This window comes from Nocardia sp. NPDC049149, assembly GCF_043197455.1.
Taxonomy (GTDB): Bacteria; Actinomycetota; Actinomycetes; order Mycobacteriales; family Mycobacteriaceae; genus Nocardia.
On record NZ_JBICTD010000002.1, the window covers coordinates 239930 to 264386 of the forward strand.

Annotated in this window: 26 protein-coding genes; 13 read left to right on the forward strand and 13 right to left on the reverse strand. The window is 63.2% G+C overall.

Annotated elements, in window-relative coordinates; genetic code table 11:
* Positions 1 to 203 precede the first annotated feature (203 nt).
* Positions 204 to 692 (reverse strand): DinB family protein, encoded by a 489-nt coding sequence (locus ACGFNJ_RS06760; RefSeq protein WP_393444235.1) that lies wholly within the window; start codon positions 690 to 692, stop codon positions 204 to 206.
* Positions 693 to 992: 300 nt separating this feature from the next.
* Between ACGFNJ_RS06760 and ACGFNJ_RS06765 the strand changes: the two genes are divergently transcribed.
* Entirely contained in the window at positions 993 to 1835 is an 843-nt protein-coding gene (locus tag ACGFNJ_RS06765; RefSeq protein ID WP_393444237.1) for a hypothetical protein, read from the forward strand.
* Here the strand turns inward: ACGFNJ_RS06765 and ACGFNJ_RS06770 are convergent.
* Complete coding sequence (locus ACGFNJ_RS06770) at positions 1812 to 2795, reverse strand: helix-turn-helix domain-containing protein (RefSeq protein ID WP_393444239.1); 984 nt, start codon at positions 2793 to 2795, stop codon at positions 1812 to 1814. The two genes, ACGFNJ_RS06765 and ACGFNJ_RS06770, sit on opposite strands and share 24 nt — an antisense overlap.
* Before the next feature lie 208 nt (positions 2796 to 3003).
* Here ACGFNJ_RS06770 and ACGFNJ_RS06775 point away from each other — a divergent pair, with 208 nt between their 5' ends.
* Positions 3004 to 3234: a hypothetical protein gene (locus ACGFNJ_RS06775; RefSeq protein WP_393444241.1), complete on the forward strand. Its 231-nt coding sequence runs from the start codon at positions 3004 to 3006 to the stop codon at positions 3232 to 3234.
* A 379-nt stretch (positions 3235 to 3613) separates the two neighbouring features.
* Entirely contained in the window at positions 3614 to 3802 is a 189-nt protein-coding gene (locus ACGFNJ_RS06780) for a hypothetical protein (RefSeq protein ID WP_393444243.1), read from the forward strand.
* 113 nt (positions 3803 to 3915) lie between these two features.
* On the opposite strand, the gene ACGFNJ_RS06785 is transcribed toward ACGFNJ_RS06780, so the two are convergent.
* Complete coding sequence (locus ACGFNJ_RS06785; RefSeq protein ID WP_393444245.1) at positions 3916 to 4809, reverse strand: YrhB domain-containing protein; 894 nt, start codon at positions 4807 to 4809, stop codon at positions 3916 to 3918.
* Between the two features lie 304 nt (positions 4810 to 5113).
* Positions 5114 to 5296, reverse strand: a complete 183-nt coding sequence (locus ACGFNJ_RS06790) for a hypothetical protein (protein ID WP_393444247.1) — start codon at positions 5294 to 5296, stop codon at positions 5114 to 5116.
* A 72-nt stretch (positions 5297 to 5368) separates the two neighbouring features.
* Here ACGFNJ_RS06790 and ACGFNJ_RS06795 point away from each other — a divergent pair, with 72 nt between their 5' ends.
* Positions 5369 to 5824, forward strand: coding sequence for a hypothetical protein (locus ACGFNJ_RS06795; RefSeq protein ID WP_393444250.1), 456 nt, complete (start codon positions 5369 to 5371; stop codon positions 5822 to 5824).
* Positions 5825 to 5828: 4 nt separating this feature from the next.
* Here the strand turns inward: ACGFNJ_RS06795 and ACGFNJ_RS06800 are convergent, their stop codons facing one another.
* Positions 5829 to 7595 carry an LGFP repeat-containing protein gene (locus ACGFNJ_RS06800; RefSeq protein ID WP_393444253.1) on the reverse strand — a complete coding sequence of 589 codons (1767 nt, stop codon included), beginning with the start codon at positions 7593 to 7595 and terminating at the stop codon, positions 5829 to 5831.
* A gap of 22 nt (positions 7596 to 7617) precedes the next feature.
* On the opposite strand from ACGFNJ_RS06800, the gene ACGFNJ_RS06805 reads away from it, so the two are divergent.
* Positions 7618 to 7914 (forward strand): hypothetical protein, encoded by a 297-nt coding sequence (locus tag ACGFNJ_RS06805; protein ID WP_393444256.1) that lies wholly within the window; start codon positions 7618 to 7620, stop codon positions 7912 to 7914.
* A 533-nt stretch (positions 7915 to 8447) separates the two neighbouring features.
* Here ACGFNJ_RS06805 and ACGFNJ_RS06810 read toward each other — a convergent pair.
* A complete protein-coding gene (locus tag ACGFNJ_RS06810; RefSeq protein WP_393444258.1) occupies positions 8448 to 9323 on the reverse strand; it encodes an SGNH/GDSL hydrolase family protein in 876 nt (291 codons plus the stop codon).
* Between the two features lie 126 nt (positions 9324 to 9449).
* Between ACGFNJ_RS06810 and ACGFNJ_RS06815 the strand changes: the two genes are divergently transcribed.
* Positions 9450 to 10022, forward strand: coding sequence for a ferredoxin (locus ACGFNJ_RS06815; protein ID WP_393444260.1), 573 nt, complete (start codon positions 9450 to 9452; stop codon positions 10020 to 10022).
* 380 nt (positions 10023 to 10402) lie between these two features.
* Here ACGFNJ_RS06815 and ACGFNJ_RS06820 read toward each other — a convergent pair whose 3' ends face one another.
* From ACGFNJ_RS06820 to ACGFNJ_RS06830, 3 genes are all read right to left on the reverse strand, one after another.
* Positions 10403 to 10675, reverse strand: coding sequence for a hypothetical protein (locus ACGFNJ_RS06820; RefSeq protein WP_393444262.1), 273 nt, complete (start codon positions 10673 to 10675; stop codon positions 10403 to 10405).
* A 390-nt stretch (positions 10676 to 11065) separates the two neighbouring features.
* Positions 11066 to 11521, reverse strand: coding sequence for a hypothetical protein (locus ACGFNJ_RS06825; protein ID WP_393444264.1), 456 nt, complete (start codon positions 11519 to 11521; stop codon positions 11066 to 11068).
* A gap of 1348 nt (positions 11522 to 12869) precedes the next feature.
* The gene (locus tag ACGFNJ_RS06830) at positions 12870 to 13445 is read right to left on the reverse strand and encodes a hypothetical protein (RefSeq protein WP_393444266.1); all 576 of its coding nucleotides are present in this window, start codon (positions 13443 to 13445) and stop codon (positions 12870 to 12872) included.
* A 251-nt stretch (positions 13446 to 13696) separates the two neighbouring features.
* On the opposite strand from ACGFNJ_RS06830, the gene ACGFNJ_RS06835 reads away from it, so the two are divergent.
* On the forward strand, positions 13697 to 14029 hold the full coding sequence (locus tag ACGFNJ_RS06835; protein ID WP_393444268.1) for a YnfA family protein: 333 nt from the start codon (positions 13697 to 13699) through the stop codon (positions 14027 to 14029).
* A gap of 8 nt (positions 14030 to 14037) precedes the next feature.
* Here ACGFNJ_RS06835 and ACGFNJ_RS06840 read toward each other — a convergent pair whose 3' ends face one another.
* A complete protein-coding gene (locus ACGFNJ_RS06840) occupies positions 14038 to 14325 on the reverse strand; it encodes a hypothetical protein (RefSeq protein WP_393444270.1) in 288 nt (95 codons plus the stop codon).
* 536 nt (positions 14326 to 14861) lie between these two features.
* On the opposite strand from ACGFNJ_RS06840, the gene ACGFNJ_RS06845 reads away from it, so the two are divergent.
* The 5 genes from ACGFNJ_RS06845 (at position 14862) to ACGFNJ_RS06865 (ending at position 19127) form a co-directional block, all read left to right on the forward strand.
* Positions 14862 to 15929: a hypothetical protein gene (locus ACGFNJ_RS06845; RefSeq protein WP_393444272.1), complete on the forward strand. Its 1068-nt coding sequence runs from the start codon at positions 14862 to 14864 to the stop codon at positions 15927 to 15929.
* A 218-nt stretch (positions 15930 to 16147) separates the two neighbouring features.
* Positions 16148 to 16960, forward strand: coding sequence for an SAM-dependent methyltransferase (locus ACGFNJ_RS06850; protein ID WP_393444274.1), 813 nt, complete (start codon positions 16148 to 16150; stop codon positions 16958 to 16960).
* Between the two features lie 103 nt (positions 16961 to 17063).
* Positions 17064 to 17537, forward strand: coding sequence for a hypothetical protein (locus ACGFNJ_RS06855; RefSeq protein ID WP_393444276.1), 474 nt, complete (start codon positions 17064 to 17066; stop codon positions 17535 to 17537).
* A 16-nt stretch (positions 17538 to 17553) separates the two neighbouring features.
* Positions 17554 to 18291, forward strand: a complete 738-nt coding sequence (locus ACGFNJ_RS06860; RefSeq protein ID WP_393444278.1) for an ABC transporter ATP-binding protein — start codon at positions 17554 to 17556, stop codon at positions 18289 to 18291.
* Positions 18288 to 19127, forward strand: a complete 840-nt coding sequence (locus ACGFNJ_RS06865) for an ABC transporter permease (RefSeq protein WP_393444280.1) — start codon at positions 18288 to 18290, stop codon at positions 19125 to 19127. Before ACGFNJ_RS06860 ends, ACGFNJ_RS06865 begins: the two co-directional genes overlap by 4 nt.
* Positions 19128 to 19146: 19 nt before the next feature.
* On the opposite strand, the gene ACGFNJ_RS06870 is transcribed toward ACGFNJ_RS06865, so the two are convergent.
* The 3 genes from ACGFNJ_RS06870 to ACGFNJ_RS06880 form a co-directional block, all read right to left on the reverse strand.
* The gene (locus tag ACGFNJ_RS06870; protein ID WP_393444282.1) at positions 19147 to 20517 is read right to left on the reverse strand and encodes a cytochrome P450; all 1371 of its coding nucleotides are present in this window, start codon (positions 20515 to 20517) and stop codon (positions 19147 to 19149) included.
* 1120 nt (positions 20518 to 21637) lie between these two features.
* Positions 21638 to 22444: an MBL fold metallo-hydrolase gene (locus ACGFNJ_RS06875; protein ID WP_393444284.1), complete on the reverse strand. Its 807-nt coding sequence runs from the start codon at positions 22442 to 22444 to the stop codon at positions 21638 to 21640.
* A 6-nt stretch (positions 22445 to 22450) separates the two neighbouring features.
* Positions 22451 to 22825, reverse strand: coding sequence for a grhN (locus ACGFNJ_RS06880; RefSeq protein ID WP_393444286.1), 375 nt, complete (start codon positions 22823 to 22825; stop codon positions 22451 to 22453).
* Between the two features lie 208 nt (positions 22826 to 23033).
* Here ACGFNJ_RS06880 and ACGFNJ_RS06885 point away from each other — a divergent pair, with 208 nt between their 5' ends.
* Positions 23034 to 24182 (forward strand): LuxR C-terminal-related transcriptional regulator, encoded by a 1149-nt coding sequence (locus ACGFNJ_RS06885; protein ID WP_393444288.1) that lies wholly within the window; start codon positions 23034 to 23036, stop codon positions 24180 to 24182.
* Positions 24183 to 24457: the final 275 nt, after the last annotated feature.

Sequence of the window (24457 nt, forward strand, 5' to 3'; positions counted from 1 at the left end):
GACCTGTCGAGATCGATCGAAGGCCGCGAGGTGCGTCGGTACGCTACACCGAAGCTAACGGCCGAATCCTCATTTCGTGTAACACCTTGGTATGACATGAAATAGGACTGCAGTGTGAGACCGGAACCCGGCCAACAGAAAGTTGAGCCGACCCCGGGCTCGAGGTCGGCGACGATCGAGTCACCGACCTCGGCCGAAACAGGTCAGGCCAGGGGCTTGTCGATCTGTTCGCGGAGGATGTCGCCGTGACCTGCGTGCCTGGCGAACTCCTGGATCATGAGCAGCAGTGTCCAGCGCATGCTGACGATTCCCTCTCGCGGGTTCTCCTTGGTGTCGTCGAGGTCGAAGCGGGCCGCGATGGCTCGTGATCGCCGGCTTGCGCGCTCGAATTCGGCGATGACATCGGCCAGCGACTCGTCGTCGGTGACGGCGAAGGTGCCGACGTCGCGGCGAGAGTAGCCGTCGCAGTCGGATTCGTCGAGTCCGGCCCAGAACCGTTGAAACCAGATCCGTTCCGCGGCCGCGGCATGTTTGAGCAAGGAGATCGGCGTTGTCAGCGATGCGACGAGTCGGCGGCGGGCGTCGACCTCGGACAGGCCGCGTGCGGTCTCGATGAGGGCTTCGCGGTTACGGTCGAGCATGTCCTCGATGATCGCGCGCTCGGGGCCGTTGGCAATTGGGTTGATATTCATAGGGTTTCACTCCATTTCTTGGTGCGTTTTGGTGTCGATCGACTGAATCGCGCAGGACGGTCCCGCGGATCTCTGAAGAGGGAAAGTCCGGCGTCATGGCACGACCGGGAAGAGGGGTGTTCGATGTGCTCGTCGCGGGGAGTGCGCACGGAGCGAGGCGGGCCGATATCGGCACCGCGGCAAGGCCTGGCAGAAGGCGCTGCTGTCCGATCAGCGTAGCGCAGGACGTGGCGCGGATGTTCTATCCAGTTGGCGCGGTTGTTCAAGCGCAGGTCTGGGTGGCATTCCTAAGGTTTTCTCATGGCTTCCATCAACGACCCTGTCTTTCCGGCCCAGTGCGATATCCGACTGCGGCAGGGCGATCTCGGCCGCAACGGTGCGGTGAGCGCGATCGGGATGGCCCGCTGGCTGGAGGACGCGCGGATACGGGTGAAGACGCCGCAATTCGGCAGGCTCGTCGGCGCCGGTGAATTCGGCAGGCACCAGATCATTCTCGTCAGCCAGCGAGTCGAAGTGCTTGCGCCCGTCCATCGTTCGGGCGCCGACGCGGTCGTGCACACCGGCATTCGCCACATCGGGCGGTCATCGTTCACCTACCAGCAAGCAGTGTTCGCCGGCGGCAGGCGGGTCGGCAGCGGCGGCGCCACCGTGCTCCTCCTCGGTTCCGCAGGGCCGCTTGCGCTTCCGGACGAGTTGATCGCGGATCTCACCGACCTGTCCGTACCGGATTCGAGCGAGACGACAGCGGCCAAGCCGAGCGCCGAACGCAAGCAACGGGAGCATTACGCGTTCTTCGCTCCCCTACGTGCACGGATAGGTGACGTCGACGTCAATCAGCACGTCAACTACCTGGCCCAAGCCACCTGGTACGACGAGGCGGTCGCGGTGTTCGCTGCGGCGGCACTCGGTGCAGGCGGGCTCGTGCCAGATCTGTCGCCGTCGTCGTATCGCATCGACTACATCGGCGAAGTCACCTATCCCGGCGACTACGAGATCGGCGTGCTCGTCCACTCCTTCGACGCCGATTCCGTGCGCTATGAACTCGGAATCTTCTCCGGCAGTGACTGTTTGAGCATCGCGGACGCTATCGGACCGCGTGATGTGTTGTCCGCCAAGTCCTTAGGGCCCAGCGGCCCGCACTGAGCGGGCGTACTCGACGGGCGTCTGGCCATAGCGTTTCTTGAAGGCGCGGACGAAGTGGCTGCTGTCGGAGAACTGCCAGTACGCAGCGAGTTCGGCGACACTCGGCAGCCGGGACCGAGTGGCGAGTGCGCGCCGCGCCTCTTCCAGCCTGCGGTGGCGGATGTAGCTGGTCACCGACTCCCCCGCCACCGTGAACGCCCGTTGCAGGGTGCGCACGGAGACGTTGAGTTCCCCTGCCAGCATCGCCGCGGACAACTCGGGATCGGCAAGATGACTGTCCGCCAATACCTTTGCCGCTTCGACAAGCGGCGGCCTGAGCGCGGCTTCCGCATCGTCGAAGCGACCGGCCACCACTGCCTTGGCCAGCTCGATCATGGCGCCGTGGGCGGCGTGCACACCGGCAGGACCGAGGTCGGTCACCGTCGCGTGCACCATGTTCGTGTGGGCCAGCAGCAAGCGCATCTCGGCCGAGCCCGCCGACGCGGTGAAACTCCGGTTCCGCAGCCGTACATCGAAGACGGCGGAGGGCAGCGTGAGAATCTGCACCGTGGTGTGCGGCGCCGCCCCGAAGTGCAGCGGCGGCCCATGCCGCAGCAGGAACTGTCCGGCAGGCACCGTGTGTTCGGCGCGATCGGGCCCGCCGCCCAACGACCAGACGCCGCGGCGCACCACATACATCCGTGCCTGATCCGCATAGCCGTACGGGGTGCCCGCCGTCCGGATGACAGATGCGCTGTCGAGATCGGTGATCGCGACATCGCGCACCTTCGCCACCCGGCTCCTGACCCGGAAATCACCGGTCGTCGCCCGGCTGAAGGTCGGCAGCGGGAAGCCGTCACCGACCTGCGTCTGCCACCCGTGCCGGAAGACATCGAAACCGCGAGACACCGCGCCCGCGCCGGTGGAGTCCAGCGAGAACCCTCCGTGCGAGTAGCCGACCTCCGCTTTCGTGCTGTCCATCACCTGCCGATCCACGCCGTGTTCGCTGCCAACAGCCTAGGTGCTCGTTGCTGGTCCGCGCTCGAGCCGAGACCAACGGCCAGTGACCGTCAACAGCTGAGACGATCGCACGTACGCCTCAGGTATCCCGCGATATACCCCGGCAAGGCGATGCCCCGGACCTGCCCGAGCCAGCAGACTGACTGGGCGCCATCAACAGGCGGCAACGGTGTCGGTATCGAGCGAGGAGGTCGGTCCAGTGGTACAGCAGGAGTGGCAGGGAACCGTGGTCAAGAAGTCACGCGGACTGTTGGACGGCGCGAACCTCTATCGCCGCGTGGTCGTCCGCCTCGACGACGGCAACATCATCAAGGTCCGAGTGAACCGCGCCCTGTGGGATTCGATCGAACCAGGCGACTCGGTATCCAAGAAGCCCGGCGCAGACCCCACCAAAGACTGATCGCGCCGATCAGCACTGCTCCCCTTCCCGGATCGAAGAAGCCTTCGTCACGTGCGTCTCGAGGAGTCCGGCCGACCATTGGCGACTCCGAATTTCGTTGAGCAACAGGGCTAGTCGCGGAACATGGCGTCGATCTGCATCCACAGAGGCGTTCGATTGGTGACCGGCACCAGTCGAACACATTGTGCGCCAACAAGATAGCGGGCTCTTAGGTTCAATTTGCGTGCAGTCGCCACAGTGTCGAACAGACCAAACCCAGTGCTATAAATCCGGTTCAGGTGGCACATCGCCGCCGATCAGTGAACCGGGACGCGCGCTACCGCCGCGTCCCGGACGCTCCGATTTGCAGAGGACTGTGTTACGTATGAGGAAATTGTGCGTGTTCGGCGTGACCTGCGCTGCCGCTGTGGGAATTGCGATGGCAGGCACCGGAATTGCGGCAGCCGATGCCGGTATCGCGGCGGCGGACGCCGGTAGCTCCAGTGGATCGGTCGACTCCGGCTCGGCCGGAACCGTTCTCGAAATTCTCAAAATCCTGAAACTGCTGGCAACCGGTAGCGGCGCCTAGTAGCCGACACCATGCGGGCGATGTGCCGACAACGGCAACATCGCCCGCATTTTGCGTTTCCGCGGCAGTATCGATGGGGCCCAGCCCATCTCGAGGCTGCGCCCCGCACGCCGCTAGCCGTACCGCACGGTGTGCTGGTAGCCATGCCGTTCGGCGTACTCGGCGAGTTGCTTGTTGTAATCCCGAGCGCCGGAGAGCATCCAGGTGTCGGCGGTGTCTTTGACGACGACGATCGGGCCGCCGCCGGGCGGGGGCACGGCGTCCGGATCGCCGGTCTCGAGCCAGCGGACAGTGGTGTACCCATACACCCAGGCCCAGCCCAGGTCGGGACAATCGTGCTCGGGGAACAGAGCGAGCGGCTCCGCACGGGTATTGACTCGAGCGAGTACCTGTTCGGCGATCCGGCGGGCCGCGGCACGGCTGGTGACGACGTTGCCGTCGTCCTGCACGTCTGCACCGAGAGGTTCGGTTGCCATCGCCGGTTCGCCGTAGTCGATGACGACGTGAGCGCCGTGCCGTTTGACGCTGGAGTAGAAGTTCGCCACACCTATGACGACCGCAAAGATGACGAGCAGCAATACATCTCGTCGGGAGTAGGAGTAGTCGGTGAACAGCGAGAAGATCGCGACAAAAGCCGCCCCCGACGCCGGGCCGGCCAGTCCCATCAACCAATTCGTCTTGGTGAACAGGGCCAGGTTGTAGGAACGGCGACTACGGAACAGCGCGGTGATCTCGCGCGCGAGCGCCGCATTCCGATGCGCGTCGGCGAACGCGAACCTCCGATTGAGCAGGATATCCATACTGCCGTCCGCCGACTCGAAATACAGATCCCGGCGTACGGAGTCGGGCAGCCACAGCAGGTCGTCGAGATCCCGAACTATCCTGCGGCCCGGTCCAGCGCCATCGGCAACGAGGCTCGGCTCACCGCCGGCGTGTCGGCGAAGTAGGCCAATCACGCTGCGTAGATCCTCGAAGGAGATCCGAGCCGGACCGAGCTCGTACCGCACAGACATTCCTTGCCCCCTCTACCTGCCGGACCGTCCTCCACAGCCACACCGCGAGTCCGATCGAACTCTCTTGCAGCGTCACGCATTTCACCGCGCCAACACAAGACCCCGATTTCTGTGACACCCGCGAAGTGTCAGTCGCGGCAGCCGATGACCGTTGAGACTCGTGATCGGTTGGCTGAATGCCTGGGCTGTGCGCCGTCCACCCGCCTTCGACTTCGCTGACCGCGGGGCCTTCGCTCACAGGGGCGAGCGTCTCGGATCGTGCGGTGCCGGGGCCAGGCTGGGAATCGTCGACGAAGTCCTACACGGTTTTCGGTGTCGTGCCGTCGATGTTCGGTTCCTCGAGATCGTCGGCTTGCTCGTTGACAGGCTTGGCGTTGTCGGCCACGGAGTACTCCTTCAGGGTGCTAGATGTCGATTTGTTGATAAAGACGGTGATTGTTACCGTCCCGACAGGCCAGTCCGGCAACGACAGCAGCAACAAGCGGCGTATCGATGGAGAGGGTTGTGGATGTATTCGGACCAGCCGATTCGGCGTGAAGCTCGTACCATTTCCATGGATTACGGACAGTTCTACCTGGTCGGCAGCGCCGAAGACGGCGTGGACCTGCCGGATGTAGTGGACCGCGCGATAGACGACGGGTTGTACGCGACCACCGCCGGCGGCAACATGGTTGTGCTGAGCCCTCATCAATACAACTCCGCAATGCTCATCGACTTCGAGCTGTTCGACCGCCCGCAGCATCCAGATCGTGACGAGTGGCAGGTGGTGATCGATGCGACCACCACCATCGACGACCAAGGTGAGCTGTGGATCTCGTCGGCGACAAGCTCCTCGCACGACCCGCTATTAATCGCGCCCGGTTCCTACCACATCGAGATCAGCGGGCGTGGCCTACGTTTCGAGGGTCAACTCCACTCCACCAATCCAGGCGATACGTGGCGGATACGGATGTGGCCTACCGACGCCAACACCGCACCGCAGTACCCGCCACCGAAGCGCTGGCGCTGACGAGTCACCACGATGTCCTGCCGTCCTTCAGGACCGCCAAAACCACAAAGCGTTCCTTCTCCAGAATTCGCCCCGACAAGTACGCAGCGCCCGTGACACCGCCCTGCGAATCGTTGGCTTCCTTCGGTACCTTCCGTCGTGACCAATCCCCTGGAGCGACTTTGGATGCGCCCTGGTAGGTGGTGGCCATTGGGTACTCATCACACGTGTCCGGTAGCGTCGCCCATCCGTCCGGGCAAGCCACAGCCCGGTTGGCGTCCTTCAACGTCGTGTCCAACGTGCGCTCGATAGGCACTTCGTACACGCCCCAATGTGAGGGCAATGTGGCCTGAGCATCGAAAACGTGTTGTGCGACCTCGGAGATCTTGGGATTTCTCTGGGCGTTGTACCCGACTCCGGCCAGCGCCTTGTCGTTGACGCAGCCGACTTTGTATTCGACGCTGTCACAGCGTGCGTCGAGGTTGTTCAGCTCGACGCTCCACGGATTCGGTATGGGCCCGTGCAGCATTTTGGCGCCGATCAAGCCCTTCATCGGATCGATAACCCCGCCCGCCTTGGTCGCCGGGCCTGTGGACTCCTGGCGCCACGTGTACTCGACCACCGTTCCCTGCTTGAGTACACGGCGTTCACTGTCCTGCGCGCTCGTGGTCTTGCACATCGTGCCGGATTCGCAGAACGTCGACAGCACATAATCGGTCGGGTTCTTCTCGAATTCCCCGTCCGTCTTCGTCGTCTCGATCCGCACACCCAGCTCCCATGTCGGTGTCGTGCTCCACCGCGTAGACAGGCTGAATGCGATCCAGGTCTTCGCGACGAACCACGTACGGCCTACTTCGGTTTTGGTGCCGTTTCGGATCCGGTATCGGGTGATGGTGCCTTCCTGATCGCTGCAGCTGACTTGCCGGGAGATGTTCTTCAAGCCCTGCACGCACTCGCTGGGCTGTCCGGCTGAAGGCGGCGCGAGCCGAGGATCCGCGCCGCCGGAGTCCTGGTCATAGATATGCACCAGCCTCTTCGGCGCGACCGCGTCGGACAACAGCTCCCTGGTTCGGACTTCCTCGGACACCTCGTCGGCAGCGTCGTTGGGCCAGGTGATCTTCCCGTGCTGGAAGTCCTGTTCGCGGCGGCTGCCCGCGCCGCGTTCATCGCTGGTCGGGTAGCCGTATTTGCTGCGCTCGTACCCGGCTTTGGACCATTGGTCCAGAATGGCGCCCGCGACCGGATGCGCGTCGGTCGGGAATGTCCAGTAGACCACGCCGCGTTCGAACCGGTTGAACCGTCCGACCCCGTCCGGGGTCGCGGTCTCGTCGCTGGTCGGATAGCCGAGAAAGCCTTGTTCCCAACCAGTTTCGCCCCACTTGTCGAAGATCCTGCCGCCGATCGAATAAGCCTCGTTCAGCTTCCAGTAGATAGTGGAACCAGTGAAATGCTGCCGACGGCCGACCTTGTCTGGGTTGACGATCTCGTCGGTGGTCGGATAGCCGATGTAGCCGGCCTCATAGCCGTATCGCGCCCAGGCGGCCAGGAAGTGGTTGACCACCGGATGAGCCCCACCTTCAGGCGACCAGTAGATGGGGCCGTTGACGAATTCGGTGCGCTTTCCGCGTCCATCGGGGTTGGTCAGCTCATTTGTTTTGGGGTGCAACAGAAACCCGTTGGGGCCGCCGAGCTCGTTGTACTTGTCGCGGATCGCGCCGCACACCTCATACGGGGCGGGCCAGTACACCTGACAGCCATCGGAGACCCGGAGCTGCCTGTTCCGTGAGGCCATCGCGGCCTCCATCGTCTCTGCCTTGTCGGCGTCTGCTTTGCTGAATCCGTCGGGGATCTGTTCGCAATCCGAGCGCATCTTGCCCGGTGTGATCTGCTTGTTCGGCTTCGCCGTTGGCTTCCAGGTGCCGGGCTTGGTCTTCTTGTCCGGATCCGGCGCGGTCGGACATGACTCCGATGTGGATTGCGGCGCAACCGTTGTCGATGACGGGGACTGCGAGGTGGTCGATGCCGGCGGCGCGGGCAGCGATGTCGAGGGTGCTGGTTTCGACGTCGAAGGTGTCGGCGCCGATGTCGAACTCGGTTGCGGCCGAACCTGACTCGGCGTCGGATCCGATGTGGGCCGGACCGAGCTCGGGGCAGGGTTACGGCTCGGCTGAGTCGCCGGGCCTGGACTAGAGGGCGACGGAGTAGCTGGCGGCCGGGCACCCGTGGTCGGCGCGCCCGTGGCTGGGCTGGTTATCGTCGTAGACGGGCTCGGAGCGGTAGGCGGTTCTGCGGTGGCCGAGGCCGCGAGGGTGACAATCGACAGCGCGGCGCCGGTAAACGCCAGTAGTCGTGAATACAGGCGTGATCTACGCCGAGAGACGGGTCGTTCTTGGAATGGGGTCAATGCCACTTCTCTCTGTCGGTGGCGACGCATTGTCGGGTCGCCGTTGGATACCGTCTTTGGTGCGCTGAAGCGCCGGGCTAACCAGTCGCTCAACGGGATTCGTGTCCGAGCCGGAATCGTCCGGCCCAACAGGTGGCACTTGATCGCCTTGCTGGCGATTCGACGTTTTCACTACCCCAAGGCAGCGTTGAGCCCCGCGATGTCGCATCGACATCGCGGCGTAACCAGTGCGGTCGCGCGCTACGAGGTTCTGGGGTTTCGTATCGCGGCAGTCACCGCTGCGGTGTCGGCTTGCATGCCTGCGGCGTTCGGGTGCAGGGTGGCCGCTTTCTGGCCGGGCACAACCGGTTCGACCCAGCGGGTACCGATGGGTTGGCAGGCGTCGTGGCCGAGGCTGGAGTTGTACGTATCGACGAACGTGGCGTTGTTGAGTCGGGATTGGTCACGCAGCACGGTGTTGAGTTCGGTTTCGATGCCGTTGACGTAGGCGGCATCGCCGTCGGTGATGGGGACCTGCGGATAGCAGCCACCGTCGCGCGGCAGGATCGCCGGATATCCGACGACGAAAACCTGTGCCGTAGGCGCGATCTGGTGAATCTTAGTGATGGCCGCACCGATGACCGGCGCGTCGGCGTGGATCTGATCGACGAAGGTCGAGCCGTACGTGTCCCTGCACGGAGTGCCGACGGGAGTCAGGCTGTCAGTGGCGATACACGCGGCGACCACGTCGCGGAAGGTGTTGTTGTCGTTGCCGCCGATGCCCAATGTCACGACCTTGGTCGTACTGGTCAGGGCGGTGAGTTGCGGCGGCTGATCAGGGAATTGTGCTGTGGTGGTGACATTTTCGGTCTTGGCGCCGGTACAGCTGCGATCCTCGAGTCGCAGCCCGAGCGTGGACGCGACCAGGTGCGGATAGTTCGCCGCTGACCTGGTGCAACCTGGCGGAGCCATCCGATCCGTCGGCGCGACATTCGGTCCCGCCGTGTAAGAGTCACCCAAGGCCACATAGGTGTCGCCGGCAACGGCATTGGCGGACGCTGCCGGCGACAGTAACGCCGCCACCGCAAGCAGAACCGCGGCACATAACTTCATCACTTCTTCAGATTTCGCTTTCAACTCGTAATGATTTGAGCGCCAATAACTATCGGTGTTCCATGACGGTGAATGCGGCGGCGCCAGGCCTCCGTCGAGGCTGGACCACCTCTCGAGCGAGCCTTACCCAGTTTCGCTACTCTCGCGGGCGTGTACTGGAACCCGCTCCCAACCGTCACGACCTCGGCCAGTTTGTCTAGGGCCAACTATGAAAATCAACGGCTCGGATCCCCGGCAGATTATCTGCGCGGAGAATGGGCCAATAGAGACTGGCGCAACGTGCCAGGCCCGTTCTACGGCGCCGGAACCGATAATTGCTGGACAGGCAGATTGATCGCCCCCGAGCACGTGATCTACGAGGACGACTTCGGCGCCGAAGTCGTCTACCGCCAACCGCGCAACCCTCACGAAGTGCGGCTGTTGCTGAGCGCGGCCTACGACGACCCCCTCGGCGCTTACGCCTGCGACGGGGACGAACACTGGACCCTGTCGAAGGTCCGGGAGTGGTGGGCCGACCGGAACCGTCTGCTCGCCTGGATCGACAGCGCGAAACGAGAATGGTCCGCTGGAACCAGCCCCGAAGATCGCGACGCTGCAGCGGGACTCCGCGACTACGCGGCATACGTGGCCAATGGTCTGGAAACCGACCTACGCCAGTACGGATTCTGGCTCGAGCACCGTCGCCCGGCAGCACCGACTGAAGCTCTGCCTGAGCTTGTATAACCCCGACACTCGCGGCTCGCCGCCGACCTCCGTCGAGCCTGGATCCTGAGGCTGCGCAAGGTCGGCGACACCACAACCGCTGACGGGGCCCGACAACCCCGGGCCCTCACACCGCATTCTCTCGGCCGGAGAATGCTTCACCACGCTCAACCGCACCGTGCGGTCGAGCATTCAACTCCCCTGCCACAAGCACCCATCACACCGTTCACACATCCACCACCCGTCATTGACGAGCTCACCATGCACCAACGTCGTTCCCTCCCGCGACAACCCCGAACAGCCTCAACCAGAAGCCAATTCGAACCCAACCGACCCAACGCTGAGGGGCCTGCCACTTCGGACAGTCGTTTGCAGGCGGATTGGTGACGCACAGGGAAGAACTACCCAGCTGCTGCGCTGCCGCTTCCCGCGCTGCCTGTCGCCGGCGGAGTGTCCGCGACATTGCCGTTGCCGACCTTGAGGCTGAACGACGAACCGGTGCCGCCGCTACCGCTCACGATCGAATCGACCACGCCGCCAGAGGCGCTCGCCGATCCGGTGCCGGCGACCGGCTCCGGAGCAGCCGTCTGCGCGGCCGAGGCTGCACCCACCGCCGCGAGCATCAGACCAGATGCCGCGACCAGTACGGCACCGACCGCACGAACCTTCTTCATCGAATTTCTCCTCATCCGGAATTCATCTCGCCACCCAAATGGTCCCCACCGAATGGGTGGCGGCCCAGTCATCGAAGCTGCGGCGACGAATTTCTAACATATCTTCCCGAAGCTGACAAATAGGAGAGAAACTGAACACTGCAATAGTAATTCCACGCGCGCCGAATAGACCGTTCCCGTAGTCAGGAAAGGGTTAGTCTCTATATGCTTGCGCCACTTGGCATCTGGGTAGCATGCGGCGCCGATCGCTCTCCCCCGGCAACGAATCCGAGTGATTCGAAGGACTACACGTCGATCACACCCAGGATTTTCCGAATCAGCGCCGGATGTTCATAACCAGAAACTAGCGGCATCGATTTATTGACTCGCTGATCGTGTTCAGCTGCCGCTTTATCCGGCATAGCTGGTTGCTGCAGTGCGAATCTGCCTCACATAGGTGTCGGAGTGGTTGTAGGCGAAGATGGCCTTTCTCCAGCCGCCGGCGGTGGACAGATCGCCACCGGACGCGCACAGATAGCGTCCGGCTGCCAACGCTGCGTCGTCGATGTTGTCAGGACTTCCCGTAAGTTCCTGCGGCACTGCAGGTTTACCTTTGGAGAGTGTGCTCGACAGGGTCTTGTAGTCGGAGTCGGCGCGCACGCCCCACCGTTTCCAGGTGTCAGGGATGAATTGGAACGGGCCTGCCGCGGTCGCATACACGGTGTGCCCGGCACGTACCGAGGCGTCGGGATCGATGATGCGAGCGTTGCCGTTGGTGCCGTCGAGCGCAACACCTCGGATGGGTGGTTTCACCTGTCCGTCGGCGCCGATCCTCGCACCCCGATGCCGACCGTGATCGCTTTCCACACGCGCGATCCCAGCAAGCGTGGTCCACCCGAGGTGACATCCTGGTTGGGTTTTCCCCAGGACCACCTTCAACCGATACCAACTGGCAGGGAACCAACGCGCGAACGCGTCGCCCTGACGACGAAACCTCATCACACTCCACAACAACTGAGCCCATCCCCTTGATAGGCATCCCCGAAATCGGGCGGAAGCGTAACAACACGACAAACCACTTCCAGACAGAACCAGTTGAACGCGAACCAGTTGAACTATGAAACAGGTCACAGTGGGACATGGGAGAGAATGGCCGTAGCGACATCTCACTTGCGATACGTCAATTACGTTGCTACACAGCATGTCTCACGAGATGCGTAGAAATGACGAAGAAGAGTAGTCCTCAATAATTCAGATAGACTGCTGCCACACAGCCTATTTCGGCACCACGCGCGGGAGTGTCCCCGAACAGATAGTGCACCCTGTCGCCAAAACTGTTACCCCTCAGTCAATACTGAGGCCATCCAGGCGGGACCGCACAACATCGCGTGACGACGACTTTCCCTCCAGACCCGCAGACGACCGGACACTCTCACGCGGTCGAAACCTCACCGCAGGACCATCGAGAGATCCGCACATGTCTACCGCCAACTGGCGCCGAAACCCTCTGCGCAAGTTGACATCTAACAACCTTCTCGACGCAGCAAGCCGCTCAGCCCACAGCAGCCGGGAAAACCTCATCCCACATGCTGGTCAAACCACAGCGATTTGCTCAGCCTGCTCTCAGCTTTCACCGAGATCCCACCTCGCCCTGCCTCCTCCTGACACATATCTCCACATCTCAGCTACGAGTGGCGGTAACCAGTTGCTACACAATGCATTACCGAACCGCCCATCCCCGATTCCACCACGTCGGCACCCACCGGCAACGACAACGCCCACTGACGCCGAAGACTCGACATCAACGCCATCACCGTGTCGACCCACCTAAAAATCATGAGATAGATCACTCTTAAGCTGTGCTTCCGTTCAATTAATCCATGCTTAACGGCTCTCGGCTCGACCAGGTACAGACTCAACCGGAGACCTCGGGAGCATTCGCCCAAGAAGGATGAAACCTCTTCTAGGACAGAGGATTTACGCACTGAGCTTCGCCACCAACCTCGGCTGTTCGCTCGCAGACCAACTACAAGCCTTCGCGCCCGACCACAACACTTTGCCGCCAACGGGCAGCACTTGGCGCATGCGCCACCGAGGAGCACGCCGGGCGGTTCAATCGTGAAATACAGTGCAGATGCACATATTTCGAGGACTTGCTTGTGCGTAATACCAGCGAACCCACGATCAGCGGCTCATCGTGTAAGCGGCAACCGGTTCAGAGAATCAGCAATATCAGCACGATCACTCCGATCAGGGCAGCCGCCACGACAACCCCCGTCGGAGCACCCCTCTTGCGCTCGCGACCGACCGAGCTCGCGGGCGTCGCATAGCCGCCGACGCTGTGCCCGGTTCGACCGAATTGCGCCAGTGCGCCACGAACTCGATCCCCGTAGCGGGGAAAGGCGTAGTAGCCGCAGCGGCGCGCATGCCATCCGTCGTATGCACGAGTTTTGTCGTACTGGTTGTCCCAGGCTTCGGGGTCGAAGGAACTGATACTCAATCTGTCGAGGGTGATTCGCGGCCCCTTGATGTAGGTGCGTTCACGCTTACCCTCGTGGAGGGTGCCGTCAGTTCCGAGAATCATCAAGTCCCAATGACTGCAGGCCTCATAATCTTCGTCGGAGTCCAGGGTCTCTTCTTCATCGATAACCCAGCCAGTGACGCCGCCCTCCGCGATCCGCGGGCGGACATTCCCCCGTCGCGCCGCCGCTACCTCGCCTGCAAGCCGTGCGATCTCCTGCTTTGCCGATGGGGTGATACTCGCTCGATATGCGTCGGCGTCGTAAGCCATCGTCCGCTCGATTCGAATCCAGGAGGCGCCTCGTCCGCTTCGCCGGAGGCACCCACATGCTGCGCATCCTCGTGCGGACGAAGATTCAGCTCCGACGCCGAATGACCCTCTCGAACAGCTTGGCAGCCTTGCCATCTGACGTCTGTCGGCTGAACACTCGACAGTCGGCACAGCGCTGCACGCACGGCAGTACCTCGTGTGGGGCAGCGGCGCTGCTGGGCACTGATCTTCGTTGCGTAGGGTCCCACTCCATGACCGTTGTTCGCTCGATCGTGCTGTTCGTCTTGGCCGCCGTCGCCGAGATCGGCGGCGCCTGGCTGATCTGGCAAGGCGTGCGCGAGCACCGCGGCTTGGCGTGGATCGGCGGCGGAATCATCGCCCTCGGCATCTACGGATTCGTCGCCACCTTGCAGCCGGACGCCAACTTCGGGCGCATCCTCGCCGCCTACGGCGGGGTGTTCGTCGCCGGTTCCCTGGCTTGGGGCATGGCTTTTGACGGTTTTCGCCCCGACCGCTGGGACATCACCGGCGCGGTGATCTGCCTACTCGGAGTCGCGATCATCATGTACGCACCACGCACCTGACCGCGCTATCACACCGAATCGACTGTGGCCCACCATGCGACGAGTTGGTCAGCTAGCGGATCCACTCCGTAATGGTCTGGCGCGTGATAGGGGTTCAGTCCGAAGTGGTCGTCTAGTTCACTCCAGAGGAACTTGCTGATCTCGCTCCGGCTCGCTCCGGCGTTCAGCCTGGACAGCAACGGCCCGACCAGGCATTCGTACTCGTCATCCACCAGGTCGGCAACGCCGATCGGATCCCACTGGTTAAGCAGATATCTCAGATTGTCTTCGATCTCGACCGACCCCACGACGACCATGATCGCACAGGATGCAGCGCGTTTGGGCATCCCACGAGATCGCTTGCGCCTCGACGGATCAGGTTTCGATCATTGCCAGCTGGTGCGGCGGTGCTGCGCGAGAGCAGGTTGGGTGACGATCCATCCTGGCTCACAGCGGGCGCGCGTGATGGATGTGCCATAAGAGATAGACGTCCACGCCGTCGGAGCCTATACCTGGACGTCGGTACAAGACTCCTCCGATCCGGTGGTCGGCGCCAAAACGGCCGCGCGCCAAGGACATCCGCTGATGCCGTGCGGTTGGGCTGAAACTGCCTCTGCAGCAGGCAAATCCATGCATCGTTCGCCAACCGTCGTAAGGTCGGCATCTGCTCACGCGCATGATCGATGTGCGGGCTGGCGCCATTCGGCGGTGAACAAGGCCGCGTAGGACATCGACGGAGCCTGCGTGATGCTGCGCCACTCCGATGTACGCAGGAATTGCGGGAACGCCCACGTCTCGAGGGCAACCGATGTGCGAGACTGACGCTGTGCAGCCCAAGCGCAGGATTCACTTTGTGGGCAGCTTGCCCGCACAGTTGGACAGTCCAGAGAAGGCCATGGCGTTCGCCGTCGACACAGCCGGTGAATTCCTGGACGGCATGGTTCCGGGCGGTGAAGCGGAGCCAGTTCGGGCCCAGTGGTATGTCAGACCCATCATCGACCGGCTCGGCAAATCCCCGGCGCTGGTGCCCGTGCGCGAGGGCGATTGGTCGACGCTGCGTTCCCGCGACACCTTTCGACTTCGGCCAGGCCGATCGATGGCCGAAGCCGATGTCGACACCGCGCTCGGCTATGCGGCGGAGGCCAGACAGGCCTGGGACGCGTTGGTCGATCTACACCGAACCGATCCCGGGCTTCGCTTGCAGGTAGGCATACCGACGCCTTTTGTCATCGGTTTCATCGCCTTCGAGGCGCGGATGCTCAGGTTGCGTCGCGGCTCGGCCAATCCCGGCGACCGACGCTTCCCCTATTACCGCCCGATTGTCGACGCCACTGTCCGAGAGATCGTCCGTATCCATGAGGCGTTGCGGGACAACGTCGTATTCCAACTCGAACTGCCGGCGGAGACGCTTCTCTGCGCGGCGACACCTCCGGGCCTGCGGGAGGGCCCGGCCGCAGTGGCGGGTCGAGCGATCGCACGCCTCGTCGCACGGGCGCCCCATGATGCCCATTTCGGTGTACACCTGTGCTACGGGAGCCTCGACGACAAGCCGGCCATCAGGCCGCGATCGGCGGCCCCGGTCGTCGCGCTGGCCAACGCGATAGCGCGCTACTGGCCGGCTGGGCGGCATCTCGATTTCGTCCACATGCCCATCGGCGACGGCAAACAGGCGCCGGTGCGGCCGCGGTATTACGCCCCACTGGCGCGCCTCGAATTGCCTGCCACTACACGTTTTGTCGCCGGGCTCGCGATTCCGACGCAACCGCTCGAGCAAGCACGACAGGCGCTCGCAGCGGCGGAGTCGGCCTACGGCGGCCCGGTGGACGTCGCGGCCCCATGCGGCCTCGGCCGCTATTCGACCGTCGACCGGGCACGATCCGCGGTAGCGCACGCAGTCGCGTTGGCTGAAACGGATCCGTAACACTGCAGCAACGACCAGCGCAGCCAATGGGTAGTAAGTGCTGGTAGAACTGTCGTGGAGGGTTGGATCGCGTTGTGTCGGAACATGGTTGATCGACAACTCGGTTCGGGCGGGCGGAGCATCGCCCCGTTCGGGCACCGCGTACTCCCCCACATCCGAACACGACAGATCTCTGAAGGAGCACCCGTCCGAGGTAGCGATCGGCTACCGTTACACCTGTGGTCGAAGGAACAGAAGGGCCTGTGTCGGAGAACAACCGAATGCCGCAACCGTTCAACCTCGATCAGATGAACTCTGCCCGGGTGTATGACTACTTGCTGGGCGGAAAAGACAGTCGCGAGGCCGACATCGATATCGCCGATGAAATGCTCTCTCGCACACCCGAACTCAAGACCTTGGTCTGGTTCACCCGGAGTTTCATGTTCAAAGCGGTCGAGATGGCCGCGGACGCCGGTATCCGTCAGTTCGTCGATCTGGGCTCGGGGATCCCGAGCTCGCCCAACGTGCACGAGGTGGCTCGGAAGATCCAGCCGTCGGCACGGGTGGTGTATGTCGACTACGACCCGGTCGTATACGCCCATTGCGACGCGCTGCTGACCAAGCCAGACGGTGTCACAGCCCTGCTCGGCGACGTTCGTCGGCCCAGCGAACTCCTCGATCAGCTGAAGAACGAGGCCCAGATCGATTTCAACGAGCCGGTGGCAATAACGCTCATCGGTGTGCTGCATTACGTGATGGACGAGGAACACCCCGCCGACATCGTCGCCGCCTTCCGCGATGCGATGGCACCAGGCAGTTACCTGGCGATGACCCATGGCTCCCTCGATTCCACCCCGGAGATACTCCAGGTGCTCGAAGGCACAAGGGGTACGTCCGCCCAAGTTTCCTTTCGGTCCAAGGCACAGACGGAGTCATTCATGGCTGGCTTCGAGTTGCTAGAACCCGGTGTAGTGCCGGTACAGGAGTGGCTCCGCCCCGACTTGCCGGAAACTCGCATGGGCATGGACGCTGTCATCGGCCTCAAACGCTGAGATCCGACTTGAACAAGAGTAATCTCGAACACGCCAATTTGTTGGCCGCCTGCACATTCGAGCGTGCGTCAGGTGCTGTCCCAGTCGATCAGAGGATGAAAGAATGAAGACCCTCAAAACTGTCGCTGGTGTCGCGTCGACGATCGTAGCGGTCGCCGTGGCCGGCGCCTCGGTTGTCAATGCCCCTCTCGCTTCCGCCGCCGACGATTTCCTCATCACCAAAGAAGTACCCACCGTCGACGATCTCGACGCCCAGGTCGCGTTCCTGATCGAACAACCCGGCTCCGACGAGGCCAAGGCCGCCAATATGGAAGGCGGCATGCGGGCGGTCGTGGTTGCGCGCACCCTCTACAACACCGGCCTGTTCCGCGCCCCGATCGGGTCGAATGACATCACCGGCCCCGAAACCCATGACGGCAACGTGCACACCGCCATGCTGCGCAGCAAGTCAGCGGGACGACCGGATTTGGTCGCGCGCGTGGTCTGGAAGCGCATCGATGGTGCCTGGAAGCTGTCCAACAGCTCTGTGTGCGAAGGCGTCAAGGCCGTCGGACTGGCGATGGGCTGCGACTTCTGACCAGCTGCGAGCGCCGGTGATCGATATCCGTGACCTCACGCTGAGCTACCCAGGCGTGACGGTGCTCGAGGTCCCTGAACTGACCGTGGCAGACGGGGCACTCACCTACCTGATCGGTCTCAACGGCACCGGAAAAACCACGCTGCTGCGGTGTATCTGCGGTGTCATCGCGCCTGCGACCGGCACCGTCCGAGTCGACGACACGCTTGTCCGGGCCCACCACACCGCACCGGCAACGCTCGGCATGCACCTCAACTACCGAGCCTTCGACCCACGCCACACGGCACGTCGGCACCTACGGTGGATCGCCCGCGCCCGCGGACTGTCCACCGGCCGGGTCGCCGACGTCCTCGAGATCGTCGACCTCACCAGGGTCGCCGATCGCCGCCTCGGGCACTATTCGCTCGGCATGCTCCAACGGGTCGGCATCGCCGCCGCGTTGCTCTCCGAGCCGCGAACCCTGCTGCTCGACGAACCGCTCAACGGCCTCGACATCGCGGGCATCCGCTGGATACGCGGACTGCTGCGCGACCTCGCCGATGCCGGGACCTGTGTCCTGGTTGCCTCGCACCTGCTCGACGAGGTCGAACGCAACGCCGACCACATCGTCATCCTCGGAAACCAGCGCATTCTGACCGACCAGCCATTCACACACCTCATGGACACCCTGGGTCCTGGCGAGACCCGCCTCGAGGACGCCTACCTGCGCATCGCAGGCCTGCCTACCCACGTCACGTCCGGCGTGGCCCCATGAGCAATCCAGGTCCAGCCACCCTGATCCGACGCGGTGTCGCCGCCGAATGGACCCGCACCACCGGACGCAGCTTCCTGTGGACCGTCTCCGTTCCACTCACCTTCCTGCTGCCGCTGGTCGTCACCTTCGGAATCGCCGCTGTCGCAGAACGACTCGCCACCCTGCCCGGACAGAGCAACGTAGCCGCAGTCAGCACAACCAATTCCGTGTACTGGGTGATCACCTTGTCCGTGTCGGTCATGATGGTCACCACCGCCTACGCCCATGCCACCCAATGGCGCGGTCAGACAAGCGATCTCAATGCTTTCCTGTTCCCCCGCACCTGGACGGTCGCGTTGGCTCGGTGGATCTACTACGGCATCATCACGGCAATCTCGATAGTTGTGCTGCTCGTCGTCGTCATGGTCACGCTGCCGCACCAGTTCCCCCAGATCTACGGGAATGTGGACATCACCGACTCCGCCGGCATCCGGTTCCTCTGGACCGTCCCGAGTTACGCGTTCGCCGCATGCGGAGTGGGTGTCGCGGTCGGGTCACTGATTCGGAGTCCGTCCGCCGCCGTCGCCGTGCTCCTGTTCTGGGTCTATGTGGCCGAGAACTCCCTCAATCTGCTGCCGCATGGGTTCACGCTGCAGGCCTACGCCCCGTTCCTCAACGCCGTCGCCGCAACCGGCCAGCAAGTCGCCTTCCTTCCTCGCTTCGGCCGCAACGGATCTCTGCTCTACTTCATCGCCGTCGCCGTTGCGCTCTTCGTCATCACAGGCGTCCTGCCCATCCTCATTCGCCGGCTGTCCGGGCGCCGCAGAACGACGCTCACCAAATCAGGCGCGACCTGAGCCAGGCCCCGCCGTGCGATTACACAGAGACTGGACGAACCTCGAGCGGAAGCCTTCTCATTCCGGGGATCGGACCCATGGCTCGCGGGAGCTTCTTGGTTTTGACCGGCAGGAACTCCCACTTCGACAGCAAACTGTGGAGCGTCGTTTGCAGTGATAACCAGGCATAGTTGTTACCGATACACATCTGATTGCCCATGCTGAACGGAACGAAGCTCCTGGTTTTCGACTTCGCCCACCGATCGGGGTCGAAGGTGTTCGGCTCGGGGAAGATATGCGGGTTGTGGTGAATAGCGGCAAGGCTGTAGCCGATATTGGTCCCCGGCGGAAATGTGAAGCCGTCGAGTTCGACGGTGGTTACGGTACGCCTCGTCTGCAGCAGTGCCGAATGGGTTCGCGTGAGTTCGTTCAGGAACCGGTTCAGGTAGTCGAGTTTGTCGAGGCTTCGGGGGCTGATATCCCCTGCGGCGGAGATCTCTTGGCTCAGTGTCGAAGCCACCTCTGGATGCCGTGACAACTCGTACAGCGCCCAGGTCAGCGTGGCGGTCGAGGCGTCGATCCCGCCGAAGAGAATGGTCATCGCCTGCTCTACCAGGAACTCGTCACCACGCTGTTCCGCATCCGGCGAATCCAGCAGAATGTCGATCAGATCGTCCCGCCGGTCACCACTGAGCCTGCGCGCGACGATCAGCTTCCTGCAGAAGTCCCGCAGTTGTGCTCCAGCCGAGAAGAATTTGCGGTTCACCGGCAACGGCAGGCTCGCCAGTCTCGGCGGCAACACACTGCCCACGATGGCGCCTGCGCCGATGTCCTCGATCAGACCCGAGATGAGTTGCAGCTCATCGGCATCGGCTTCATGCGAGAACATGGACGCCACCAGATTGGCGATCACCACCTGCGCCAGTGCGGAACGGACCTCGACAATCTGGCCTGGCTGCCACGAACTCGCCAACGCATCCGCGTTCCGTTTGATGGTCAGCGCGTAGCCTTCTAACTCCGGCCGATGGAACGCTGGTTGCAGCAGACGACGAAGATACTTGTGTTGCTGACCATCTGCGACGATAAACGATTCTCCGAACACGAGACGGATGCGTTCGAAGAGTAGCCCTCGCTCGTAGGCATCGGAGTTCTCGACCAACACCCTGTGCAGTATTTCGAAATCGGTAATGACGTAGACAACGAGACTGCCGATATCGACACGTGCTATTTTCCCGACGCTGCCCAGATCCACCATGAACTGGACTGGATCACGCCACATTTTCCAGCCGTGTCCGAGAACCGGCAAACGCCCGGGACCACACGGGACGTCACGGAGATCCACTGCATGTTGCCTTTCATTCGGCAGGTTCGAGGCCACAGACTTCGAGTGATCAGAACACATTTCAGACATCAGCGATCCCACTCCTTCCCTGATGCCCGGCGGTGAGGTCGCTGCACAATCGGTCGACGCCGCCGACTGTGGTGGGGTCGGCTCGTGCCGAAAAGGCAGGTACTCCTGCTTGTTCGATCACGACGACCGCCTCCGCCACCGCGTCATAGCTGTTGCCACGCACCGGTCGGCGGGACGACGCTGAGCGATGGCCCGGCCGCTGCCGCCGGATATCCCGGCCACGAGAAGTGGTCTTCCGACTAGGTCAGTCATAGCCAACTCCTGGATCAGCGTGTCGGGCAACGATCTCCTCACAACTCTCGACAAACCCGCCTCGGTCCCAGACATCTCGGATCGTCCGCACAGAGACTCCTGCACGGAACGGTGACAACCGAGCTGGAGCACTGAGGCCTGTTGTCCATCAACACGTTATATTAGCCGGGTTCCACGATGGACCACGACTTTCCAGTCGAACCGCCAACGGCCCGAGCACCATTCACGGTAGAAGCCACATTTTCTGCTGGCGTCGATCGCTGTCACGTAACTGGAGTGGGCTTTGCAAGCAATATCAGGCAACTCGTCCAACCATGTCCGCACCGAACGGCATTGGATCCAGAACACGTCGCGCAGGGTCTCCAGGAGGCGGGCGATGTCCGCGTCGTCGCGATCTCGACGTCATCGGGCTCCTGGCCGGGGAAATTCATCGACTCCACGAGCCATACCAGCATCTGACGACGGGTCGGATCGGACAGGATCCGGAACACATCCAGCAACTTGCCCGCAAGCCCGCACGGTTGTCACACATCGAGGTCCTCTCCTGCCGCGTGGCGCACTGCCCGAACCGGTCAACACGACTGTCGGCGAACGCACCAATGTGCCGATGCGCACGCAGCGACCGCGAATGGTCAGGCGATCAGGAGGCATTGTGTGCGGCATCGGCCGAGAGGCCAGTTACCTCAGCGCCTCCTGATCGCCTGTCCAGCAATGTATCTCGGGCAATTTCGGCCGAACCGACATCACGCAAGACCAAAGGCAGCAGGCGTGGCACCCCACAAGAGACGCGGAACCAGCGGAGGCGCGCTCTTCGCGAGCACGCGCCTCCCATTTGGTAGAGCTGATGGGACTCGAATCCCCTGACGTTTCAGCTCGTTTGAGGTTCGAAAGTGGCGAGCAGGTGTTCGAGGGCGGCCTGGTCGGGGCCGAGGAAGGGGTCGGTGTCGGGTGCCGCGGCCAGCATGTCCAGGAAATCGGGGGTGCGGCCTGCTGCGGGAGGCAGATGGGTGCCGAGGATCAGGGATGGATCGAATGCCCTTAGCCCAGAGCAGGTTTCGAGGTATTTGGTCTTGTCGACGGTGTGCACCCATGGACTGTCCACGGTGGCCCACAACAGCTGGCGGCCACGCAGCTCGTTCTTGTCGACATGGCCGACGTCGGGGCAGGTAGCGAGCTCCGCGGAGGGCATGGGGGCGCCGAAGCAATCCGAACTGAAGCAGGCACCGGTCAGATCGTCGCAGCAGCCGGTAGTCGACGGGTTGTCGAACAGCGGCGGCCGGAAGGCGGTCAACCTGCGGTCACCGACGTCGAGCGACTGCCCTGGGTTGAGCAAGTAGACGCGGTTCATCGGCAGGGGATCCGCCATCGACATGATGCCCATCCCCAGGAACGTCGTGATCACCTGAGCGCGCGGCGCGGCGTCGAGCAGTTCGCGCAGCGCTCCGGTGTGGTCTCGGTCGGGGTGGGTGATCCAGATCCACTCGACGTCCTGCGGATCAAGCACCGAACCGAGCGCGTCCATGAAACCGCGGCCGGGCAGGCTCAATCCGGTGTCGATGACCACGGGCTCGGCCGCATGCAGGACGAAGGCGTTGACCGGGACGAACCCGATTCCGGGCACCTCCATGTAGTCAGCGAGAACGCTGATGTCGCGTCCGATGTGGTTGACGTCCATGGGATTTCACTCCTCGTCGGCGAAGTCGACGCGGATCATCCAGCGCGCGATCCTCGACAGGTCCGCAATGGTCGGGTCATAGCCGCGACTTGTCTTGAGCCCGAGCTCGAACGGCGACGCTCCGTGGTCCAGCGCCTTCCGCATCGCGGTGCCGAGCTCCTGCGGCGTGGTCCGCACCAGGACCGCTCGGCCGTGCCGGACCCGTCCTTGCACAGTGACAGTGACCGGTGTCGACTCGGTGAAGTTCAGCCGCCACGGCCGCTCGGTGAAAACCGTTGGTACGCCGTCGATGTCGTGCAGGCACACCGGCACCCGGATCATCTTGCCGCTTCGCCGGCCGGTGAACTCCAGGAGCGCTTTGAGTGCGATCCGCGGGCCCAAGCGGGGATTCGTGAGAGCCCACCGGACAAGCGGATTGATCATTCGCATGAGGGCCGGGGGTGGCGGCGCCAACCGGACTCTCGTGGTCGTCGTTGTCATCATCGGCTCCTAACGTGCTGCTACCGATGACGCTAGGGACGTACCGGGTGCCCCGGAATACCACAAACATGGCATTCCGCGGCACGACCGGCCGCCGTACCGTGGGTTGATGAGCGCGGAAACCTTGCGGCGCGCGGCGGAGAAGATCACCCGGCTGTGTGCCGAGCCGCGCGATCTCGTGTCCCTCTGGCAGGAGTCGACCGAGGTCCTCGCGCGCGCCGTTCCGCACTACTGGACGCCGTGCTTCTACACCCTGGATCCGGCCTCGTTGCTGATGACCAGTCACTTCCACCACGGCCTCGACGAGTTCCCCCGCGAGTGGCTTGTCAGCGAGTATTACGCCGACGATGTCAACCAACTCGTGGACGTGGTGCGCTCGAAGTCGGGCATCGCCACTTTGCACGAGGCGACCAACGGTAATCCCGCGAGCAGCCCGCGGTGGCACCGCAACATGGTCATGGGCGGCGACCAGGAGCTCATCACCCGGCTACGGACCCGCTCCGGGGAGGTCTGGGGCGCGCTCGCTCTCTACCGCGAACCCCGCGCACCGATATTCACCGATCACGAGAAGACCTTCGTGCAGTCGGTGGCGCCGCTACTCGCCGAAGGCGCACGCGCGGCACTGCTGCTGGGACAGGCGCGCGAGCCCGACTGCGCCGATTCACCGGGCCTGCTGATCCTCGATCACAACGGGGATGTCGAATCCACGACACCCGGCGTCGAGCGCTGGCTGGCCGAACTTCCGGACGGCGACTGGGATTCCGGCCGCCTCCCCTCCTCGGTGCTCACCCTCGCCGGTCGGACGCTGAGCATGGCCGAACATCCGCACCGCGGCGACATCGCCGTGTCCCGGGTCCTCTCGCGCAGCGGAACCTGGGTCGTCTTGCACGGCGCCTGCCTGAGCTCGACGACCGCCCCACGCGTCGCCGTCATCATCGAGCCGGCCAATCCCGCCCGCCTGTACCCGCTGCTGATGTCCGCCTACGGCCTCACCGAACGCGAGAAGGACATCACCAGACTTGTCCTGCGGGGTGCGTCGACCTCCGAGATCGCGGTCGATCTGGTGCTTTCCGCACACACCGTTCAGCAGCACCTCAAGAGCATCTTCGACAAAACCGGTGTCCACAGCCGCCGCGACCTCGTCGGCAAGGTGTTCTTCGCGCACTACGAACCTCGGCTCCGTGACAACGAACAACGAGCCCGCGACCACCACCCGCTCCGCGGCGAACCCTGGCCGCAGGCCAATCACTCCGCATAAGCGCATCTGGGAGAGAATTTCGACGTCGGCGCAGCTGTGCGCGGACGACGTCATTCCAGGAGCCGTGTTTGCGACGGTCACGAAGCTGAGCTTCGCATCCTCCGATCGACGGGCGAGGACCTGTCGGACGGGCCGTCGCCGCCGACCCGGACAACCTGTCCGATGACGCCATGAGCATCCCGCTCGACTGACCTCCCACCCCGTCGGCGGGACGGTCGGCTAGAAAGTGCTGGCGAGTGCCGGGCCGGAACTAGCGGCGGAGTTGAAGGGGATCA

Bases quoted from the DNA above. Each gene is read 5' to 3' on its own strand.
- ACGFNJ_RS06760 (WP_393444235.1), bottom strand. From the start codon at position 692: ATGAATATCAACCCAATTGCCAACGGCCCCGAGCGCGCGATCATCGAG.
- ACGFNJ_RS06765 (WP_393444237.1), top strand. From the start codon at position 993: ATGGCTTCCATCAACGACCCTGTCTTTCCGGCCCAGTGCGATATCCGA.
- ACGFNJ_RS06770 (WP_393444239.1), bottom strand. From the start codon at position 2,795: ATGGACAGCACGAAAGCGGAGGTCGGCTACTCGCACGGAGGGTTCTCG.
- ACGFNJ_RS06795 (WP_393444250.1), top strand. From the start codon at position 5,369: ATGGATTACGGACAGTTCTACCTGGTCGGCAGCGCCGAAGACGGCGTG.
- ACGFNJ_RS06800 (WP_393444253.1), bottom strand. From the start codon at position 7,595: ATGGCCTCACGGAACAGGCAGCTCCGGGTCTCCGATGGCTGTCAGGTG.
- ACGFNJ_RS06820 (WP_393444262.1), bottom strand. From the start codon at position 10,675: ATGAAGAAGGTTCGTGCGGTCGGTGCCGTACTGGTCGCGGCATCTGGT.
- ACGFNJ_RS06830 (WP_393444266.1), bottom strand. From the start codon at position 13,445: ATGGCTTACGACGCCGACGCATATCGAGCGAGTATCACCCCATCGGCA.
- ACGFNJ_RS06835 (WP_393444268.1), top strand. From the start codon at position 13,697: ATGACCGTTGTTCGCTCGATCGTGCTGTTCGTCTTGGCCGCCGTCGCC.
- ACGFNJ_RS06840 (WP_393444270.1), bottom strand. From the start codon at position 14,325: ATGGTCGTCGTGGGGTCGGTCGAGATCGAAGACAATCTGAGATATCTG.
- ACGFNJ_RS06855 (WP_393444276.1), top strand. From the start codon at position 17,064: ATGAAGACCCTCAAAACTGTCGCTGGTGTCGCGTCGACGATCGTAGCG.
- ACGFNJ_RS06865 (WP_393444280.1), top strand. From the start codon at position 18,288: ATGAGCAATCCAGGTCCAGCCACCCTGATCCGACGCGGTGTCGCCGCC.
- ACGFNJ_RS06870 (WP_393444282.1), bottom strand. From the start codon at position 20,517: ATGTCTGAAATGTGTTCTGATCACTCGAAGTCTGTGGCCTCGAACCTG.
- ACGFNJ_RS06875 (WP_393444284.1), bottom strand. From the start codon at position 22,444: ATGGACGTCAACCACATCGGACGCGACATCAGCGTTCTCGCTGACTAC.
- ACGFNJ_RS06885 (WP_393444288.1), top strand. From the start codon at position 23,034: ATGAGCGCGGAAACCTTGCGGCGCGCGGCGGAGAAGATCACCCGGCTG.